This window comes from Nitrospirota bacterium, assembly GCA_040752355.1.
Lineage (GTDB): Bacteria > Nitrospirota > Thermodesulfovibrionia > Thermodesulfovibrionales > Dissulfurispiraceae > JBFMCP01.
In genome coordinates, this window is the sequence record JBFMHE010000005.1 from 133,233 (window position 1) to 151,664 (window position 18,432).

Here is an 18,432-nt window from a genome sequence, read left to right on the forward strand (position 1 = left end):
CGAGGGCGCTGTCCGCTCGCCAATTCTTCAGGAAGGCCGCCTGCCTTGGGCGGTAAAGGGAACGAGCCATCGCGTGGGGAAGACGAGCCGTACGGTTGTCCCCTTTCCCACCTCGCTCTCGAGGGTGATATCCCCCAGGTGCTCCGCCATGATCTGCCGCACCAGGGCGAGCCCCAGGCCGAAGCGGTACCGCTTGGTGCTGAAGAAGGGGTCGAAGACCCGGTCCCGGTCCTCGGGGGGAATGCCCGAGCCCGTGTCGGTGATGGACAGGACCACGGCGTCGTGGGTCCCGGAGCTTGCTATCGTTATCCTGCCCCCCTGCAGCGTGGCATCGACGGCATTCTTTATGACATGGAAGATCGCCGCCCGCAGCAGGTTTCTCTGGGCGTTTATCCTGAGCGGGCGCCTCGAGAGATCGATAATGAGCGCTACGCCTTTCTCCGCTGCCTCCCGCTCCAGGGCGGGCAGGACCATCCGTACGATCCCGTTGAGGTCCTCGTACCGGTAGCTCGACTGGCGGAGCCTCAGCAGGGACTCGAAGTCCCGCACCACCGACTCGAGCCGTTCGACTTCGAAGATGATATCGCCGATGTCTTTCGCCAGCCTGGCCGGGACCTTCTCCCTGGCGAGTATCCTCCTGCTGATGCTGCCGATGATGGTAGCGGGATTGCGCACCCGGTCGGCGATCGAGAGGGCCATGAGGCTCATGGTGCGTTCCGCCACCGTCGTCTCGAGCTCCCTGTTCAGCTCGTTCAGGTCAGCCTCGCTCTGCTTCAGGTTCCTGAACAGGAGATCGTGGGGTCGTATGAGGCCGGTGATGATGACGGTGCGGTAGACCAGGTAGAACGACATGAGGCGGACGAGATGCCCCGCGACGTTGGAGAATGCGGCTGTTTCTACCATAGAGGTAAGGGCGAGCTCGGAAGCGGTGATCAGTATGATGGCCGACGCCAGCAGTTTGAACACGGCGGGGTCGAAGTGCCGCCGTTTCCGTATCAGAAGGACGAGGCCGGCGAGCAGTACGGCGGCGATGAGGTATTCGCTCACCGTGACGAGGAGCGCCCCCTTCGCTCCTTCTGCAAGGACGGCGGGAAAGAGCCCCGGCGAAACGATCGAAAAGAGCAGCAGCCCGCTCGCAAGGGCGTAGGCAGCGAGAACGGCCCCGGCGTTCAGGCGCTCTCCGATGAATACCGGGGCGATGAGAAAGGAGACGCTCTGCACGAAACGGCCGGCGATCCAGAGCTGCAGGGTCGCAGCCCCGTTATGCCCGCTGAACAGGGCGATGCCGTGCGAGGAGAGGGCGTGCAGCAGGTCTATCGCCCCGACGAAGAAATAGGCGATGCCGATGAAGAGGAGATAGGTGTCGGAGATGAAACGGCGCGAGTTCCAGGCGATGGCAAAGATGCCGAAGGAGATCGAGACCCCGAAGAGCTCGCTCAAGGTCCGGAAAAAAGGGTAGTTATAACGGCTGACGAGATAGAGGCCGGTCAGGGCGAGCGCGAGGAACGAGCTTTCGACATACCTGCCCCAGGTGCGGGGATGTCCCTCTGTTCTCTTCATAGCCCGGCGTCGTCACAAGGAGCAGGAGCGTGCGGCAGCATAGCGGGAGCGCGAGATCGTGCTGTCCCTCCCTAGCTCAATTGGACCACATGACAGGATAAAAATCAAGCAGGCTCAGCGGCTCTCGAGGACGACGATGCTGTGCGGCATCAGGCGGCAGCGGTTTCCGCTCACCGCAGTCTGCGAGGAAGGCCCGACGATATCCTCCGGGGACGGTCTCCCCGTATCGATGGCGCGATGCCATGTTCTGCCCCGGGGCGCTTCGGGCAGCTGCATATCGAGGGGAGCAGCGGACATGTTGAGCATCACCTGCAGGTCCTCCTCTCCCTCCTGGAGCGCCCCGAGCGTAAAGGCGAGATGCCGCGCTTCGGGATCGTACCAGGGCGGCTCATTCAGCCGCGCGCCGTGCCACATGACATCGGGGAGGCGGGAGCCCTCCTGCCGTTTCCCCGTGAGAAAGCGGGTGCGCATGAGAGAGGGATGCCGCTTCCGGAACGCGATCATCTCTTTCGTGAAGCGGAGCATATCGCCGTTTTTTTCGGTCAGTGTCCAGTCGAACCAGCTGAGCCTGTTGTCCTGGCAATAGGCGTTATTGTTCCCCCGCTGCGAGCGCAGCGCCTCGTCCCCCATCAGGATCATCGGGACCCCCTGGCTCAGGAAGAGCAGGGCGGTGAAGTTCTTCGCCTGCCGCTTCCTGAGGCTGAGCACCCCGGGGTCGGACGTCTCTCCTTCGACGCCGCAGTTCCAGCTGAAGTTCTCGTCGGAACCGTCGCGGTTGTCTTCGCCGTTGGCCTCGTTGTGCTTCCGGTTATAGCTCACCTGGTCATAGAGAGTGAAGCCGTCGTGGCAGGTGACGAAGTTAATGCTGTTGATCGGGAGGCGGCCCTGGGCCTGGTAGAGATGGCTGCTGCCGGCGAGGGCGTCGGCGACCTTGCTGACGAGTCCCTTGTCGCCCCGGACGAAGCGGCGGACGACGTTCCGGTACTCGCCGTTCCACTCCATCCAGCGGAAGCCGGGGAAATCGCCCACCTGGTAGAGCCCGGCAGCGTCCCACGCCTCGGCGATGATCCTGGTGTTGATGAGGACCTCCGAGAACTCGATGTTCCAGAGGACCGGGGCGTGCCGCATCGGGTTGCCGTCCTCGCCGCGGGCCATGGCGCTCGCCAGGTCGAAGCGGAACCCGTCCACATGCATCTCGCGGACCCAGTACTCCAGGCAGTTGATGATGAACCGAGCGGTGAGCGGATGATTGCAGTTCACCGTGTTGCCGCAGCCCGTGTAGTCGCGGTAGATGCGTTTGTCGAAAGGATCGAGGTGGTAGAAAGTGACGTTGTCCGTTCCTTTGAAATTGATCACCGGCCCGCCGGCTCCTCCCTCTGCGGTATGGTTGAATACCACATCGAGGATGACGCCGATGCCGGCCCGGTGGAGCGCCTTCACCATGTCCCTGAACTCGTTGACAGCCGCGCCCCGGAGGGGGGCCGCGCAGAAGCCGGGATGGGGACTGAAAAAGCTGTGCGTGCTGTACCCCCAGTAATTCTTCAGACCCCTCTTGAAGGTCCCGGGGGGCACGTCCTGCTCATCGAAGGCCATCACCGGCAGGAGCTCCACATCGGTGACGCCGAGCTCCTTCAGATAGGGGATCTTTTCGATCACTCCCGCGAAGGTGCCGGGCCTGCTGACACCGGAGGAGGCGTGCTTCGTGAAGCCGCCTACATGCATCTCGTAGATGACGGTCTTTTCAGGAGGGTGGTTGAGTGGCTCGTCCCCTTCCCAGTCATACGCCATATCGACCACCATCGCCCGCATCGCCGGCGCGCGTTCGTTTTTCCGCTGCAGCTCTTCCGCGCGCCGGCGGTCCCAGAGCACGGTGGTGACGGCCCGCGCCGCAGGGTCGAGGAGCTCGATCGTTTTATTGAACCGGAAGCCGGAGAGGCGCGTTTCGTCGGGGCCGTCGGCGCGCCACGTGTAGTGGGTGCCGACGGGAATATCCTCGACAAAGACATGCCAGAAGAAGAAGGTGCGGTGGATGTCGGGATCGAGCCGGATCACCTGGAACGGCTCGGGGCTGTCCGCCCGCTCGTAGAGCAGGAGCTCGACGGATGCGGCATGCTGGCTGAAGAGGGAGAAGTTGACGCCGTGCGCTCCCTTTTTCGCACCGGCCGGATAGCGCCAGCCGGGGTGTGTCTTGTACTGCTTCACGTCCACCTCCTGATACTCTGTCCGGTATAGATTGGTTTCGGCGTGTAGCGCCCGTTTCTTGAGAACAGGGAGGGCTCTAGGTTCCGAGGAGAGCGCCATGCAGGGCAAGGCACTTTTCTTTTATTTAATTCTAACAGATGGGCATGGGCATTACTACCATGAGGAGGGCCATGACAGCGGCAGACACCGGCTGATCGCCCCCGGAGCTTGGAAGCGGGGGGAGAAAATCTTCTGTTGATTTTTCGCGGACCTCTTGCGTTAAATAAAGGTGGTGTTCCCCTGCGGCTGTCGTGCCGGCCCCGGAGGGGGGCCGCAGGAGGACAAGAGGATTTAGCATGGATGATATGCTGAAAGATAACGATTTTTTCAGGCGCCTCTTCGATATTATTCCCGCAATGGTCCTTATTGCCGATAGCGAGGGGCGTGTCAAGGCGATCAATTCCGCGGCAAAGAACCTGCTCGGTATCACCGACGAACAGGCGTTGAACCAGAAGGGCGGTGATGTGTTCCACTGTATTCACCGCACCGATGACCCGAGAGGGTGCGGGTTCGGGCCGCACTGCGAGCGGTGCGTTGTCCGTATGACCGCTATGGAAGCGATGCGGGGTAATGCCGTGGGCCGGGCAAAAGGCAGGATCATCCTCGAGATCGACGATGCTGTCCGGACGCTCAATCTCCTCGTGAGCGCAGCTCCCCTCGATCTCGATGCGCAGCGCCTCGCCGTTGTGCTCATCGAAGACATCTCCGATATCATCGAGCTGCGCGGGCTCCTGCCGATCTGCGCCTCCTGCAAGAAGATCCGCGATGACGCGGGCTACTGGACGATCGTCGAGGAGTATGTGAGGAAGCGTTCCGAGGCGGAGTTCACCCACGGCCTGTGCCCCGAATGCCTGGAAGTAATGATGGAGAAGCAGCAGCACGACCGAAAGTAAACGCTCCCCTCTGCAACAGGCGAATGGAAGGACCCTCTGACGCTGTCCTGCATCCCCCTGGTCCGGCCCCGGTGCCGAGAGACCGGGGCCCTTCACCCGAACAACCCTGCTGAGTTGACAGTTTCCCCGATGTCTGCTAGCTTCTTTTTAGGAGCGGTATGCGCGCCGAGAGCGCCGGTCATCACCTGCGGGGGGCTGCAAAGGAGGGGAGGCAATGGCAAGAAAGGGAGAAGTGGTCGCGGGAATGCTCTGCGTGGTAACCGTGCTGCTCATGTCCTCTCTTCTGCATGCGCAGGTCGAGGTCGAGAAGAGGGTGACGCTGCTGCCGATGCCCGGCGCTGCCACAGCTGCGGGGCAGGTGTTCATTATGGACGAGCCGGACGGGACCCGGGGGCCGGGACAGAGGCGGCTCAAAGTCACTGCCGAGGGGCTCGAGCCGGGAGCAGTCTATTCCGTGTGGTTTCTCAACGAGCAGCCGGAGATCGATATGGTCCGTATTGGAGACCCCGGCTCTTCGTTTGTTGCCGGTCCCGGGGGGGCCGGCGTCTTCACCGCTTTTGTTCCCGATTTTGCGCCGGGCCGCTGGAGAATGATCCAGGTAGCGCGCCATCCCGATGGAAACCCGCGGAACATAGCGAACATGGAGGTGGCCCTCAAGGCGTATATCGAGTAGCCGGCGCCCGTCACCTCTCCCTGCCGGACCAGCCCCTTCGGGCTTGCTGCTCAGTGCGTGTGCCTGCGGCTCTTTTCGCAGAACTGCATGTTGAGGTCGATCATCTGCTGCTGGATCTTCGCATAGTCGATGCCGTAGTCCTGCCGGAGCGCTGCAGCGATCTCCGCATAGCGCCCGAAGACCTCGCCCACCGAGGTGCAGCTGTAGTTATGGACAAAGTCCCTGCAGAGCAGATGCGCCTCGTCGGTATGCACATGGGGGGTATTCTCGAGGGCGCTGTCGATGAGCGCGCTGATCTCTTTCTTCAGGGCCTCGGTCTCTTCTCCCTGCACCCGCCGCTGGAAGAGCTCGCCTGCCGGGAGATGCTCGATATCGAGGCACCTGGTGAAGTCCCTGCAGTTGAGACAGTTGAAACGCAACTCGTCCTTCAGTGTCTCTACGAGGAAGGTCTCGAGAACCCGGGTGAAGGCTCCGCCCGCATCGGGCCCGGTCATCTCGAGCAACTTCGAAACAAACCCCTCGCTGTTTTCGACAACCGCCCGGGGCGTCTCTCTCACCCGCTTCGCGTTTTCCGCTCCGATAATGCTGCCGGCGAGGATACCATAGTAGCGGAGCTCCTCGGGGAAGAGCGCGAATTTTTTTTTGAGCTCACGGGTATTGAGCTCGTACATTACCGCGAGCTGCGCGAAGGTCTTCTTGTCGGACATGCTGCAGGTCCTCTCTTCCTGAATAGTCGCTTGCTGCCGTACCGATAGGTATAATTATACCTTGCCGGGATAAGAAGCGATAAGAAAATTTAATAGCAGGAGAGCCCCCTTCCTGTTCCTAAGAACGCACCGCGGCAGGTATAATAGACGTAAGACATGCCGAAAATGTTCCTGCTGAAAGGAGTGGCCCTTGGCAACCGTTGAACGCGCAATAGAGATCGCCCGCTTTCACCACAGGGACCAGAAGGACAAGGCCGGCAACGACTATATCGCGCATCCCCTCTACGTGATGGAGCGTTTTGCTCTCGATGATGTCGTCTGCAGGATCGTCGGCGTGCTCCATGATGTTCCCGAAGATACCGAGATGACGGTCGACGACCTCCGGAGGGAAGGCTTTTCGGAGGAGATCATCGAGGCCCTCGATGCGATCACCATACGCCCCTGCGAAACCCTCGACGACTACATCCAGCGCGTCAAGAAAAACGCCATCGCCACGAGGGTCAAGATAGAAGATGTCCGCCACAACCTGATCCGGAGCATCGAGGCAGCGCGTGATGCCAGCCAGGACAAAGAGCAGCGGGAGATGTACGGAAGGATGGCGAAGCGGTATATCAAGACCTTCAAGTTCCTCCTCGAGCCCTTCGATGAGCGTTCGTCGTACGGGCAGGAAGCCCTCGACGCCGAGAGGGTCTGCCAGACGCTGTAGCTGCGCGCAGCAGCGATTGTCCCCCGGTCTTACAGCTCGATAATGAAACTGTCCCTGCGGTGAAAGTCCGGCTGAGGGCCGGGATGCGTCAGCGCCCAGTATGTCGTCGAACCCTCCGCTGTTTTGATGACGGCGCTGACAGCGACTTCCAGGGCCTGATCGCCCGGTATGATGCTGCCCATATCGAGCTCCAGGGAGAGCCTGAGGCTGTCCGGTTCGATATCGATGCTGAACGGCAGCGACGTGAAGGCAGGCTCTTCCCGCATGCCCTGCCGGTACGCGGTGAAGCGGTAGACATTCCAGTGGCCGGACGGCGAGAGGTTGAATTCCCAGTAGCCCCCGGAATTTTTTGCAGCGAGAAAGAATTCGAGGCAGGTCTCTTCCCACAGCCGGTCCTTGCGCCCAGGCACGCCCCCGGGCTCGGGAACAGCGATTGCCGAGAGCGGACCGGTGATCGCGCAGCTCACGGAGAGCGTATGCGGACGCCGTGCGACGGCGCCGGTGATGGCGATATCCGGACAGCGCCCGTCCGCCGGGAACGGCTTCAGCGCGAAGCTTCTGCTGCTCATCGGATGCCCTCGATAAGGGACCGGATTGTTTTTTCCTGGGCCTCGATGCTCTCCGCGAGCCTGAACTGGACGAGGGCCCTGGTGAGGTTGTGCTCCGGGCTCTTCACCCTGAAGTAGATATTGCCTTCAAGATAATCGGTAAAGAACCTTAGCCCGAGCTCGAACGCTATCAGGCGGATTGCATCGTAAAGATAAACGAAATCATGTGCGGTGAGGAACGTCCTCGCCTCCGAAAGATACCCCTTCAGCATCGCCCGGCAGAGGTTGATATCAAAGGAAGTCCTCTCCCACTCCTGAACCTCCTCTCCGAGCGGGTTACAGCCCGAGCGGAGAGCGTCTCCGATATCGTAGTGGACCAGTCCGGGTTTGATGGTGTCCAGGTCGACCATGCTGACAGCCTGTCCCGTAGTCCTGTCCATCAGTATGTTGTTGATCTTCGGGTCGCCGTGGACAGGCCGGAGCAGAAGCGCGCCCTGCGCCTTCGCTTGCTCGAGCACATGCGCCCAGGCGCTCCGCTCGCCCACGAACCGCAGGCAATACTTCGCCTCGACCGAGTCCGGTGGAGCGTGCTTCGCCAGGACAGCATCATAGTGCCGCAGGTACTGTGGGGTGATATGGAATCCCTCGAGCGTATCGGCGAGGCTTCCGGGAGGCAGATCGCTCAGGAGGGTATGGAAAAGGCCGAGCGCGTAACCGGCCTCCTCTGCATGAGCACTGTCCCTGACCGTATCGAAGGACTCCGCGTTCTCGATGAAGCTGAGCGCGCGCCAGAACGAGCCCCCGGCATCGACCCAGTGGTCACGGCCGTCGTTAGTCAGCAGGACAGACGGGACCTCCCAGCGGCGGCCCTTCGAGAACGGGGTGCGCTCGAGACGCGTGCGGATATGCCCGGTGGCGACGAGCATATTCCGCATGACGAGCTCGGGCCGGCGAAACACCTGAGTATTGATACGCTGGAGGACAACGTGTTTTCTCTCGGCGCCGTCCAGGGTAACGAGGAAGGTGCGGTTGATGTTCCCGCTCCCGAATTCCCGTACGTCGACAACCGTGCCCTTTGGCGTGAACTGCTCTGCAACGATAAACAGGCTCTTCACTGGTATCTCTTATCCCGGATTTGCTGCTTGCAGATATTCTAGTGAAGACCGCGTACCGGGGTCAATCAGGAAGACACAGATTAAAACACAAACGAGAGCCCGGCATTCACAAAGATGCGTGATCGGTCGCGGGGGCCGCTGAATTCGGAGCCGACCCCGGCGTCGAGCACCACCCGCTCCGTGAGCTGATGCCGGACGCCTGCTTCGCCGCCTATTGTCTCCTGTTCTCCGTGATGGACCGACTGCTCGATAAAGATATCCGCCAGAACGGTCGTCCGGGTATGGAGCGGCGCCCCGATCGGGTAGCTCGGGCCGAGGACGAACCGGTAACGGCCGGCGCGCTCTCCCTCCTCCCTCCCGCTGATGAAGGCATAGGAGGCGTTGAGATGCATGCTGAGCCGGTTGAACGATCGGGTGACCAGCCCCGTCACCTCGAAGTCGACGCCGGACGAATCGACGCCGGTCGGCAGGGTGACCGAGCCCTTGATGCCGAGGGCGGGCAGCGTCAGGGTCTCCTGGTTGAAGTTGTAGAGCGCTGCAACGCTCAGGTCGCCCGACTTTGCGGGGTCATCCACATCATGAGGGTCGGTGAAGAACGTTGTTCCGGCCTCGATATGAAAATTCGGCAGGGCTCCATAAATAAGCGTTACGGGGAAAAATGCCTGGTCTTCAGCATGGCGCTTCGAGGAGAACCCTGCGCCCGCCTCGATAGCCCGTTCGCCCTGGGATACGGAGTAGGCATCCTGCAGGTGCAGGGGACGGCCCTCGTCGAGATTCTTGTGGTCGATGGCTGCAGCGGCGGACGCGCAGCATACCATCCCTAATGCAGTAAGAGCGGTAAAGAGCCGATTCATCGCTGCTTCCTCCTCTCAATGATTTCCGTGTGCGCCGTGCGGCAGGTGTCCTTCGTGGGGACTGCTCTTGTCCCGAGGCCCGGTCTCGATGCCCAGCACCTCCTGCACCGACGGAGGGCGGGGGCCCATCATCCCGCCTCCGTGCATCGCTCCCACAGGCGCATGATAGTCGCGGTACCGGTCGTCCGGCGCATGGTTCCGGTGGAGATAGACCTCGAGTATCTTCATGATCTGGTCTCTCTTCGCCCGGTACGTGGGATAGAGATCGGGCCTGCTCAGGACATCGTCGACATTGTCGTGCAGCATGTGCAGGTTGTCGAAGATAGCGGCAGCCTCGGGAAACCTCCTGCTGAACTCAGGAGACGCTTCCCTCATCATCGGCATCATCTGCCATTCGACCGGAGGCTTCCGGAGGTAGCCGTGGTAATGGGCGATGACGCGGGGCATCAGGCTGCGCTGCTTATCGCTATCGCCCATGAGCTGCACATCGTACGCGGCAGCCTGCAGCCAGTGGTACGCCCAGATCTGCGTATTGAACTCGGGAAATTTCCTGCTGAAGGACTTGGACTCGGGCCAGCTCCAGAGCTTCCCGTGGTGGTCGAGCGGATGCGTGGTAATGGCCTCGGGCTTTTCGAGATAGTCCTCCAGGATTTTGCGGTACGCCGCCTCCTTATCCGCTACCGTGTCGGTCGCAAAGAGGTCGTAGAGGCTGCGGTGGAGCTCATGCGCCCAGTTGAACGCCCTCTGCACCTCCCATACCATGCGCGTGAAGGTCGGGGCGACCTGCTCCTCGTCCGGGGGCACCGGAGGCGAGCTGAAGATGAAGTCGAGCACTTCGAGCCGCGCTTTCTCGACCTTCTGCGGGTCCTGTGTGCGCAGCAGGGTCTCGGCCAGGTGCGCATGGCCGAAATCGATGCCGTTGAACTCTCGATAGAGCTGGGGCAATTCACGCTGGAGCGCCCATGTCCACGGGCCGCCCGGGGCCCAGCGGTGGTCTCGCGTCGTCCACTGCGCGTCTGCCGAAACAACGCCCGTCAGCATGACAAGGACTATGGCGAGCAGCAAAAGGCAGGATTTATTGCTTCGCATACCATCTCCTTTTTTATTGATTGCGTTCATCGATAGGGGGACACTTCTTCTGACAGGCGAACCGGCGGCGAAGTGTTCCGCAAAGATTCCTTAGAGCAATTCTACAAAGAAATAGAGGGCTGCGCAATGGCAGGAGCTCCCGGGAGGAGCGAGTTCTCAGGGACGTTGGAGTTCTCAGGGACGTTGATTGAGTTCTCAGGGACGTTGATGAATTAGTTGACCTGATTGATGGATTGCGGGATAATATTGCATGCCACGACAAGCGAGACTCGACTATCCCGGCACACTGCACCACGTAATATGCAGGGGAATAGAAAAGAAAGCTATAGTCTCTGACGACAGAGACAGAGACTATTTCATTGAGCGTTTTGGGAATCTTGCGGCAAAGACAGATACGGCGGTTTATGCCTGCGAAAGATACGGCATCCCCATGGCGCTGGTGGCACGTGAAACAGGGGTCACCACTTCGGCTATTTCAAAACTCATGATCCGATGAATAGCTCAACTAATTCATCAACGTCCCCACAGCTCCCGATCACCTCAGCCATCCCCCAGCGAAGAACCGTTTTTGAGATCTTCCACGCCTGGTCGCTGCTCACGGAATAGGTTTTTCGGGTTCCCAGCTCCTTAGAGCTGATTATTTCATTCATGGACGTCGCGCAGCCGGAGAGGAAGACGAGACAGAGACAGATGCCGATGAGTTTCACTATAGCCCCCCTGATGTAGTCACTCGTAGTCACAGGCACGTTTATTAAGAAATCGGACACCCATTAAAAAACCATAAATCAGAGCGATTTATGGTGCCCCCTGCAAGATTCGAACTTGCGGCCCCAGGTTTAGGAAACCTGTGCTCTATCCGACTGAGCTAAGGGGGCTCCGGCCGTACCAGAATTACTATCTTAGCATAAAAGGGCGGGAAACCGTAAGGGGTTACGCTGCTACCGATCGATCCCTTTTTTGCCGCGCTCCATAGCCGTAAAGGCTTTATCCACCGCATCCCCGGGGTCCTTCGCCTTGAGAACGCCCTCGATCTCCCAGGTGCCGAGACCGACGACGGGCTTGCCCGTCTTGAGGCCGAAGGCGATTTCGGAGAGGGTGCCGTATTCGCCGCCTACGGCGATGACCGCATCGGCCGAGCGGACGATGAGCACGTTTCTGCCCTCGCCGAAGCCGGTGGCGACAGGCACATCGATATACGGGTTGGCATCTGCCTTATCGAGCCAGGGCAGGATGCCGACCGTGATGCCGCCCGCTTCCTTCGCTCCTTTTGCAGCAGCCTGCATCACGCCCGAGAGCCCTCCGCAGACGAGCGTTGCTCCCCGCCGGGCGATCAGCCTCCCCACCTCCTCGGCAATCGTGAGCATAGCATCATCGGCATTGCCGGCGCCTACGACAGCGATCATCCTCTTAGGCATACCGTACTATAACAAAATTCGAAATCCCGAGTCCGAAGAACACTGGGGGAGGGGGGATGGTATGCGAGCGGCTTTTTTCGTCGTCCGCCGAGCACAGGGATGTGCGAGGCAGACGAAAACCCCGGAGGTCGCATCGACCGGGAATCGGGGTGGCAGTTGAGCGGGCATACTGTGCCTCATCTGACTCCCCCTCCTCATTCCGTTGGACGCCCTTAGTGAGGGCTGATCGCTGATGGCTGATTGCTCATAACGCTGATTGCTTGTACATACCTGTTGCTCTATAATAGGGATAACCATGCAGAAGATCTCTAAACAGCGGGTCCTCGAAATTGCGAAGACCTCGGGGGAGCTTTCCGAGGTCGATCTCTCGGGCATCGACCTGAGCGGCAGCGATTTCAGCGGCGTCAATTTCAAGGGCTCCGATCTGCACGGGACCGACCTCTCGAAGTCCAACCTCAACGGCGCCGACCTCTCGGGAGCGAACCTTTCGAAGGCCGATATCAGCAGCTCGAATCTTACCGGAGCCCGGCTCATCGGCGCCAATCTCGAAGAGGCTGATCTGAACCACTCGACGCTCAACGGCGCCGACCTCTCGGGCGCCAACATGAAAGGGGCGAACCTCCAGCTCGCCAGCCTCGCTGCTGCGAAGATGCGCAAGGCCGACCTCACCGGAGCGATACTGAAGCAAGCGGATGTTGGCGCCGCCATCCTGATCGTGGCACGGCTCACCAGGGTGAATGCCTACGGCACGAGCCTCATCGCCGCAGACCTGACCGAAGCGGACCTGACCGAAGCGGAGATGACTAAAGCCGACCTGAATGCCGCGATCCTGAAGGGAGCGGACCTGAGCAATGCCACGATCCTCAATGCGAACCTCCAAGCAGCCGACCTCAGGGAAGCCAATCTCCAGGGCGCGAGGCTGAGCGGCACCGACCTCACCCGCGCACGGGTAGACGGCACGAGGGCTCCCGCAAAAGCTGCCGACGAATAGTTCCGTTGCGTTCTTGTTGTGCTCCAGCGTTAAAGAGGAAAGGGTTCTCCCTGAAAAAGGAAAGGCTGCCGTCTCCGGCAGCCTTTTACAAAGGGGTTCGCGGTCATCCCTGCCATCCAGCCGGCCGGGATGACCGCCTCTTTGAAGAGAGAGTCGGGGCGAGAGGATTTGAACCTCCGACTTCACGGTCCCGAACCGTGCGCGCTACCAAACTGCGCTACGCCCCGTCTTCCAACGACATGAAACGGTGAATGGGTGATACGGAAGAAGCGAGAGACGAATATAATTCTACCATTTTCCCGCTCCCCGTGTCACCGTGGCTCCGGGTCAGATATTTTCCTTCATCTCCCAGACGCCGCAGGGGCAGATGCCGGCGCAGAAGCCGCAGCCGATGCACTTCTCCTCATCGACGATGTACTCGAAGGCGCCGCCCTTATGCTCGACCCTGCTGATGGCGCCCCAGTAGCAGGTGGCCTCGCACATGTGGCAGTCGCGGCAGGCGGCGCAGGACATGCACTTGTTCGCTTCTTTATCGGGCTGGAAATCGCCGACGCAGACATCGTAGTACTCTCGTCTGATCCGCTCGTAGGGGATCACCTGCTTTATCTCGGGCGCCCGCGGCGCGTGCATCATCTGGTAGTGAACGGTCTCTGCCACGAGCCGCCCCTGGCCGATGGCATGGGTGACGAGGCCGAGGCCGGTGGCGTCGCCCACGGCGAACACCTTTACATCCGACGTCTGTCCGATGTCGTTGACCTTGATCCAGCCCCGCTCGGTATGGACGGTCTGCGGCAGGAAATCGAGGATCGGGACATCGCCGACAGCCATGACCACCAGGTCAGCATCGAGGGCCGAGCCGTCCTTGAAATGGAGCTTCCTCTCCTCTGCATCATACCTCTCGGTGAGCTTCGGCCAGAGGATCCGGGTACCCTTCGCCGTCGCCACCTCCATCTCTTTGCCGAAGGCAGCGGGCTTCTGGATATCCACGGCGACCACCGATTCGGCGCCGTAGTTGTACGCCTCGGACGCGACATCCATGCCGACGTTGCCCGCGCCGATGACGACTACCTTCTTCCCTTTGAGGTCGGGGTGTCTGCCGCTGTTTATCGCCCTCAGGAAGTCATAGGCAGACTCGATCTGCTCAGAGCCGGGGAAGGCGATGATCCGCGGCTGGTGGGCGCCGACGGCGACGATGACGATCTCGTTGTCTCTGTATATCTGCGCGAATTTTTCCTTGTCGACCCTTGCGCTCAGGTGCACATTGACTCCCAGCTCCTTGAAGCGCGAGAGCTCCTTCTGGAGGATCTGCTGGGGAAGCCGCTCTCTCGGGATGCAGTGCTCGATCTTGCCCCCCAGCTTATCCGACGCTTCGTAAAGATCGACGTAATGGCCCTTCAGCGCGAGCTGCCAGGCAGCGCTGAGGCCTCCCGGTCCGCCGCCGATGACCGCCACGCTGTGGCCGGTCGGCTTCTCCTTTTTCGGGGCGGGCAGGTCGAGGGCGAGACTGCCGAGCCTGTTGATCCGGAGGGGAACATCGATCATTCCTCTCGTACAGCTCTGCATGCAGAGGTTCGGGCATATTTCGCCGCAGACCGTGGCAGGAAGCGGGCTGTACTGCAGCACCAGCTCGAGCGCATCCTGGTAGAGGCCCTGCCGCATGAGCGTCGCCCTCTTGTGCGAGGGGATATGGGTGGGGCAGGCATAAGCGCAGGGCGGCGCGTACTTCTCGTTCGCCCAGATCGGCTTGTTGCGCCGCTCCTGGCCGGTGGTGATATAGGGGAGCAGCGTCAACTCATGATCGAGGTATTCGGCGAAGATGCCTCCCTGCCCGACCTCCTTCTCCCACCTGCTCTTCCTGAAGTCGGCGGTGGAGAGCTTCATCTTCTTCTTCGCCGCTTTCTCCTGCGGGGTATAGGCGACGAGCTTTTTCCATTCCTCCTTCGAACGGGTGAGCTCATCGTAATAGTCCGTCCTGTCGATCGCCTCGAGATAGGGCCTCATATTCTCGGTGAGCCACTCCCAATCCTGCGGCGTGAGCTCGAGGAGCTGTACGTCCCTGTCGCTGTAACCCTGGATGGGGCCGCGGAAATAGATCGTACCGCCCACCATACCGACGCAGGGACGGTAGCCGAGGACGTTTTCGGGGTTCCGGGGGTTGACGCCGCAGACCACGGCGATGCCGCCCGCCTTGAACTCGGCGAAGGAATCCCCCACGTTTCTGAAATACCAGGACTGCGGGGGATCGAAGCGCGGGTTGCGCTTGGTCATGGTGTCGCACCGGGCGCCGCCGCTGCCCTGGACATAGAGGACACCCTGCGCTGCTGCGTTGAACGCGCCGTTCGTGGCGTCGCCCAGGACCGTGATCCGGGCGCCGCAGTTGAGCCATCCCGCATCGTCCGAGACGCTTCCCTTCACGACGATCTCGGTGCCGGGCATGCCCATGCTGCCCAGACGCTGGCCGGCGGTGCCTTCGACAATAACCTTGACCGTCTCGACGCTCTCGCCCTGGCCGCGGGGCCAGATGCGGCCGCCGATGCCGTGCTGTCCGTCGGCGAGGATGCGGAGCTCGCGCGCGCCTTCCTGCACCGCCTGCTGTATATGCTCTTCGAGGATGCGCGACGGGAGGCGGTCGCCGTTCGGTCCGCCGTTGATCACCACAACCGCATCGCCGACGAGGGATACGATCGTATCGGCCTTCCGCTGCCTTGGCTCCGGGTTCGCCGTAGCACGAGGAGCGGCCTGTTTTTTTGCCGCCGTGGGCTGCTTCGTCTTTTTATTTGATTGCTGACTGCTGACTGCCGACTGCCGTCTCTTAGCACGCATAGCTGATTCCCAACCTCTCCGCCATTGCTTTGTCATCGATACTCAAGCCGTCGGACATGCCGATCGGGAGCTCGGTGCTCCTGCCCATAGGGGCGAAGAGCTTTCTCAGCTCCACATCGGCGGCCTTGAAGACCTCGACCACGCGCTCGGCGACCTTGTCGGCGTCGAGCCTGCGGTAGAGCTTCGGGTCCTGGGTGGTGATGCCCCGCGGGCATTTGCCGGTATTGCAGAGATTGCAGCGGTTGTTCTCGTCGCCGAAGCAGTCCGCCGCCGCCTGCATGATGTACTTGCCTATCGCTACTCCCGAGGCGCCGAGCATGATGAGCGCCGCCGCATTCGCAGCGAGGTGGCCCTTTTTGCCCACGCCGCCGGCAGCGATCAGGGGCAGCTCGTTCTGCTTGCCCTGCTTCACGAGGTCGAGGTAGCACTCCCTGAGGTTCGACGCGATGGGGTGGCCCATCTTGTCCATCGATACGTTGTAGGCGGCGCCGGTGCCGCCGTCCTCGCCGTCGATGCAGAGCGCCGCGGCGTACGGGTTCCTGGCGAGGTTGTTCAGCACCGCCTTGGCGGTCTTCGACCCCGAGATCTTCGGGTAGACCGGCACCCTGAAGCCCCAGGCCATGGACATGGATTGAATCATCTTCGCCACCGCCTCTTCGATAGAGTACTTGGTCTGGTGCGTGGGCGGCGACGCGAGATCGACGAACTGCGGGACGCCGCGGATCTTCGCGATCAGCTTGAGCACTTTCTGCGCCATGAGCAGTCCGCCGTCGCCCGGCTTCGCGCCCTGGCCGTACTTGATCTCGATGGCAGCGGGGTCCTCGACCATATGGGGCAGGGCATGGATGATCTCGTCCCAGCCGAAGTAGCCCGACGCGATCTGTATGATGAAGTACTTGAGATACTTCGACCGCAGCAGCCGCGGCGGCATGCCGCCTTCGCCCGAGCACATGACGACGGGGAGGCCTTCGACCTCGTTCAGGTACGTGATGCCCATCGCGAGCCCCTCCCACATCGGCGGAGAGAGCGCGCCCACGGACATGCTGCCGATCATGATCGGGAATATCTCGCGCACCGGCGGGACGAAGGTCCTCTTCGCGCTGTCGATGACCAGGCGGCCGTCCTCCTGCGTCAGCGGCAGGTCTTCGGGATGCATGATCCTCCCGAGCAGCGTGCGGATGCGGAACTCGTGCCTCCCCGCATCGAGCGCAGGATCGGTGAGCATCGAGATCCTGGTGAACTTGATGCGGTCGAGGGTCGAGACAGCCGGATCGTTTCTCCTTCCGCCCCTCTTGTACCCGTCGCCGCCCTTGTTTTTGTAATGGAGGAACTTGTTGTGCGGATTGAATTCGGGCTCAATCGCCTCATTGGGGCAGACGAGGGAGCAGGTCGCGCAGCCGGTGCAGTACCGTTCCATATCGGTCACCTGCTCGACGACATGCGTGATCGAACGGACCGCCGTCGGCGACGGGACGGGCCCCTCGGACCTGACGGTCCGCTGCACCTTCACCGCGGGTTGAATCGCCTTGACCGGGCAGACCGCCGTGCACCTGCCGCAGCGTTTGCAGCGGTCGTCCCTCCAGCGGATTATATAGGGAAACTCCTTGAGCGAGAGTTGATGGTTGTTGTCCAGCATCATAGTGCCTGGCCGTGCAGCTGGTTCCATACCGTTACCTCCTCTGCCTGTGGCGAAACGATTACCATATCGTACTTCATGGGGAATATGTCCTTGCTCCGGTCCCGTTTCGGAACCGCGCTGTCAACGCCGCACTCCTCGGACATCAATGCATACTTCCCTTTGACGCCGCCGACGACGCCGGGCCTGAGCTTCTTGGCGTCATGCACCATGAAGACCGACCCGTCGGGGGTGAAGCCGATGACCATGTTCGGCCCGTCGATGCAGAGGGGCCTCAGCGACTGCTTCATGAGCGTGAGCGCCTGCCGGTCGGGCCGCTGCTCGATCTCCGACGCCTTGAGCGGGGTTATCACATCCTTGTAGTAGGGAAGCGGGAATCCCAGCTGCCGCACCGTATAGTGGAGGATGTGGGTGAAGACCTCGCTGTCGCTGTTGTACCCGATGTAGCCCGGGAACCCGCGGCTCGAGAGAAACTCCCGTATGGGGACGAACGCCGTATTCTCGCCGTTCGTCATAGAGCAATAGCCTTGAATGAAGAACGGGTGGCAGGCATAGAGATAAATGGCGTAGTTGGTGTTCTGCCGTCCCTGCGCCAGGATGATCTTCGCGGTGAGCCCGTCCCTGTCGAGGCCGAAGAACTCCGCGACCTGGAGCGGGTCGCCCACTTCCTTGAGGGTGAGCACGTCGGGGTAGAAGGAGAAGACGAAGAGCGCCTCGTCCGCTTCGCCCATCTTCCTGAGGGCGAGACGGGTGGTCAGCAGGAGGTCCTCTTTCTCCTGCATCGTCTTGTTCCGGCAGCTCGCGGGATAATCGTAAGCCCGTGCGAAATAGTGCTCGCGTGCGACCATTCCCTTTATCGGTTTCATCTTCGGCTTCCACTCATACTTGAGCGAGAAGCCCGACCGTTTCATGTAGTCGTCGAGCAGCCTCTTCCCCTCGCCGGAGCTGATGCCGGACAGGACAGGGTACTTCTTGAGCTTCTCGAACGGGCCGCCGAGGTCTTTGAGGGTGAGGCCGAGCCCCGAGCCGTCGTGGCCCTCTTTCATGGTCTCGAGGGCGAGGATCGGCTCCATGGCCGAGATATAGCTCCCGGATGTAACAGCAGCAAGTCTGCACATGATGATTACCTCGATAGTGGTATGGCTTTACCATTAAAAAAAGCGCCTATACCGGTACTTCGG

At 61.0% G+C, this 18,432-nt stretch carries 17 protein-coding genes and 2 tRNA genes; 5 read left to right on the forward strand and 14 right to left on the reverse strand.

The features are described 5' to 3' along the window. Positions 1 to 27: 27 nt before the first annotated feature. Entirely contained in the window at positions 28 to 1,560 is a 1,533-nt protein-coding gene (locus AB1805_05400; protein MEW5744862.1) for an MASE3 domain-containing protein, read from the reverse strand. 114 nt (positions 1,561 to 1,674) lie between these two features. Continuing rightward, entirely contained in the window at positions 1,675 to 3,768 is a 2,094-nt protein-coding gene (gene glgX / locus AB1805_05405; protein ID MEW5744863.1) for a glycogen debranching protein GlgX, read from the reverse strand. Between the two features lie 329 nt (positions 3,769 to 4,097). On the opposite strand from glgX, the gene AB1805_05410 reads away from it, so the two are divergent. Continuing rightward, positions 4,098 to 4,694, forward strand: coding sequence for a PAS domain-containing protein (locus tag AB1805_05410; GenBank protein MEW5744864.1), 597 nt, complete (start codon positions 4,098 to 4,100; stop codon positions 4,692 to 4,694). Between the two features lie 214 nt (positions 4,695 to 4,908). Continuing rightward, complete coding sequence (locus AB1805_05415) at positions 4,909 to 5,367, forward strand: hypothetical protein (protein MEW5744865.1); 459 nt, start codon at positions 4,909 to 4,911, stop codon at positions 5,365 to 5,367. A 50-nt stretch (positions 5,368 to 5,417) separates the two neighbouring features. Here AB1805_05415 and AB1805_05420 read toward each other — a convergent pair whose 3' ends face one another. Next, positions 5,418 to 6,074: a hypothetical protein gene (locus AB1805_05420; GenBank protein MEW5744866.1), complete on the reverse strand. Its 657-nt coding sequence runs from the start codon at positions 6,072 to 6,074 to the stop codon at positions 5,418 to 5,420. Between the two features lie 190 nt (positions 6,075 to 6,264). On the opposite strand from AB1805_05420, the gene AB1805_05425 reads away from it, so the two are divergent. After that, positions 6,265 to 6,780 (forward strand): GTP pyrophosphokinase, encoded by a 516-nt coding sequence (locus AB1805_05425; GenBank protein MEW5744867.1) that lies wholly within the window; start codon positions 6,265 to 6,267, stop codon positions 6,778 to 6,780. A 29-nt stretch (positions 6,781 to 6,809) separates the two neighbouring features. On the opposite strand, the gene AB1805_05430 is transcribed toward AB1805_05425, so the two are convergent. The 4 genes from AB1805_05430 to AB1805_05445 all read right to left on the reverse strand — a co-directional run bounded on the left by AB1805_05430 (position 6,810) and on the right by AB1805_05445 (position 10,386). Next, positions 6,810 to 7,349 (reverse strand): DOMON-like domain-containing protein, encoded by a 540-nt coding sequence (locus AB1805_05430; GenBank protein ID MEW5744868.1) that lies wholly within the window; start codon positions 7,347 to 7,349, stop codon positions 6,810 to 6,812. Further along, positions 7,346 to 8,443 carry an aminoglycoside phosphotransferase family protein gene (locus AB1805_05435; GenBank protein ID MEW5744869.1) on the reverse strand — a complete coding sequence of 366 codons (1,098 nt, stop codon included), beginning with the start codon at positions 8,441 to 8,443 and terminating at the stop codon, positions 7,346 to 7,348. Before AB1805_05435 ends, AB1805_05430 begins: the two co-directional genes overlap by 4 nt. Positions 8,444 to 8,523: 80 nt before the next feature. Then, a complete protein-coding gene (locus AB1805_05440) occupies positions 8,524 to 9,297 on the reverse strand; it encodes a transporter (protein MEW5744870.1) in 774 nt (257 codons plus the stop codon). A gap of 15 nt (positions 9,298 to 9,312) precedes the next feature. Further along, positions 9,313 to 10,386, reverse strand: a complete 1,074-nt coding sequence (locus AB1805_05445; GenBank protein MEW5744871.1) for a hypothetical protein — start codon at positions 10,384 to 10,386, stop codon at positions 9,313 to 9,315. Positions 10,387 to 10,636: 250 nt separating this feature from the next. Between AB1805_05445 and AB1805_05450 the strand changes: the two genes are divergently transcribed. After that, positions 10,637 to 10,882 (forward strand): hypothetical protein, encoded by a 246-nt coding sequence (locus AB1805_05450; GenBank protein MEW5744872.1) that lies wholly within the window; start codon positions 10,637 to 10,639, stop codon positions 10,880 to 10,882. Here the strand turns inward: AB1805_05450 and AB1805_05455 are convergent. The 3 genes from AB1805_05455 to AB1805_05465 all read right to left on the reverse strand — a co-directional run bounded on the left by AB1805_05455 (position 10,869) and on the right by AB1805_05465 (position 11,789). After that, entirely contained in the window at positions 10,869 to 11,093 is a 225-nt protein-coding gene (locus AB1805_05455) for a hypothetical protein (protein ID MEW5744873.1), read from the reverse strand. The genes AB1805_05450 and AB1805_05455 overlap by 14 nt on opposite strands. Before the next feature lie 91 nt (positions 11,094 to 11,184). Then, positions 11,185 to 11,261: transfer RNA gene (locus AB1805_05460), tRNA-Arg, on the reverse strand. 63 nt (positions 11,262 to 11,324) lie between these two features. After that, positions 11,325 to 11,789, reverse strand: coding sequence for a TIGR00725 family protein (locus AB1805_05465; GenBank protein MEW5744874.1), 465 nt, complete (start codon positions 11,787 to 11,789; stop codon positions 11,325 to 11,327). 307 nt (positions 11,790 to 12,096) lie between these two features. Here AB1805_05465 and AB1805_05470 point away from each other — a divergent pair, with 307 nt between their 5' ends. Next, positions 12,097 to 12,792 carry a pentapeptide repeat-containing protein gene (locus AB1805_05470; protein MEW5744875.1) on the forward strand — a complete coding sequence of 232 codons (696 nt, stop codon included), beginning with the start codon at positions 12,097 to 12,099 and terminating at the stop codon, positions 12,790 to 12,792. Between the two features lie 153 nt (positions 12,793 to 12,945). Here AB1805_05470 and AB1805_05475 read toward each other — a convergent pair. The 4 genes from AB1805_05475 to AB1805_05490 form a co-directional block, all read right to left on the reverse strand. After that, a tRNA-Pro gene (locus AB1805_05475) sits at positions 12,946 to 13,019 on the reverse strand. Between the two features lie 100 nt (positions 13,020 to 13,119). Beyond that, positions 13,120 to 15,615, reverse strand: coding sequence for an FAD-dependent oxidoreductase (locus AB1805_05480; protein MEW5744876.1), 2,496 nt, complete (start codon positions 15,613 to 15,615; stop codon positions 13,120 to 13,122). Further along, positions 15,605 to 17,281 carry a glutamate synthase-related protein gene (locus AB1805_05485; protein ID MEW5744877.1) on the reverse strand — a complete coding sequence of 559 codons (1,677 nt, stop codon included), beginning with the start codon at positions 17,279 to 17,281 and terminating at the stop codon, positions 15,605 to 15,607. The genes AB1805_05480 and AB1805_05485 overlap by 11 nt, the downstream gene beginning before the upstream one ends. After that, the gene (locus AB1805_05490; protein ID MEW5744878.1) at positions 17,251 to 18,369 is read right to left on the reverse strand and encodes a glutamate synthase; all 1,119 of its coding nucleotides are present in this window, start codon (positions 18,367 to 18,369) and stop codon (positions 17,251 to 17,253) included. Before AB1805_05490 ends, AB1805_05485 begins: the two co-directional genes overlap by 31 nt. Between the last annotated feature and the right edge of the window lie 63 nt (positions 18,370 to 18,432).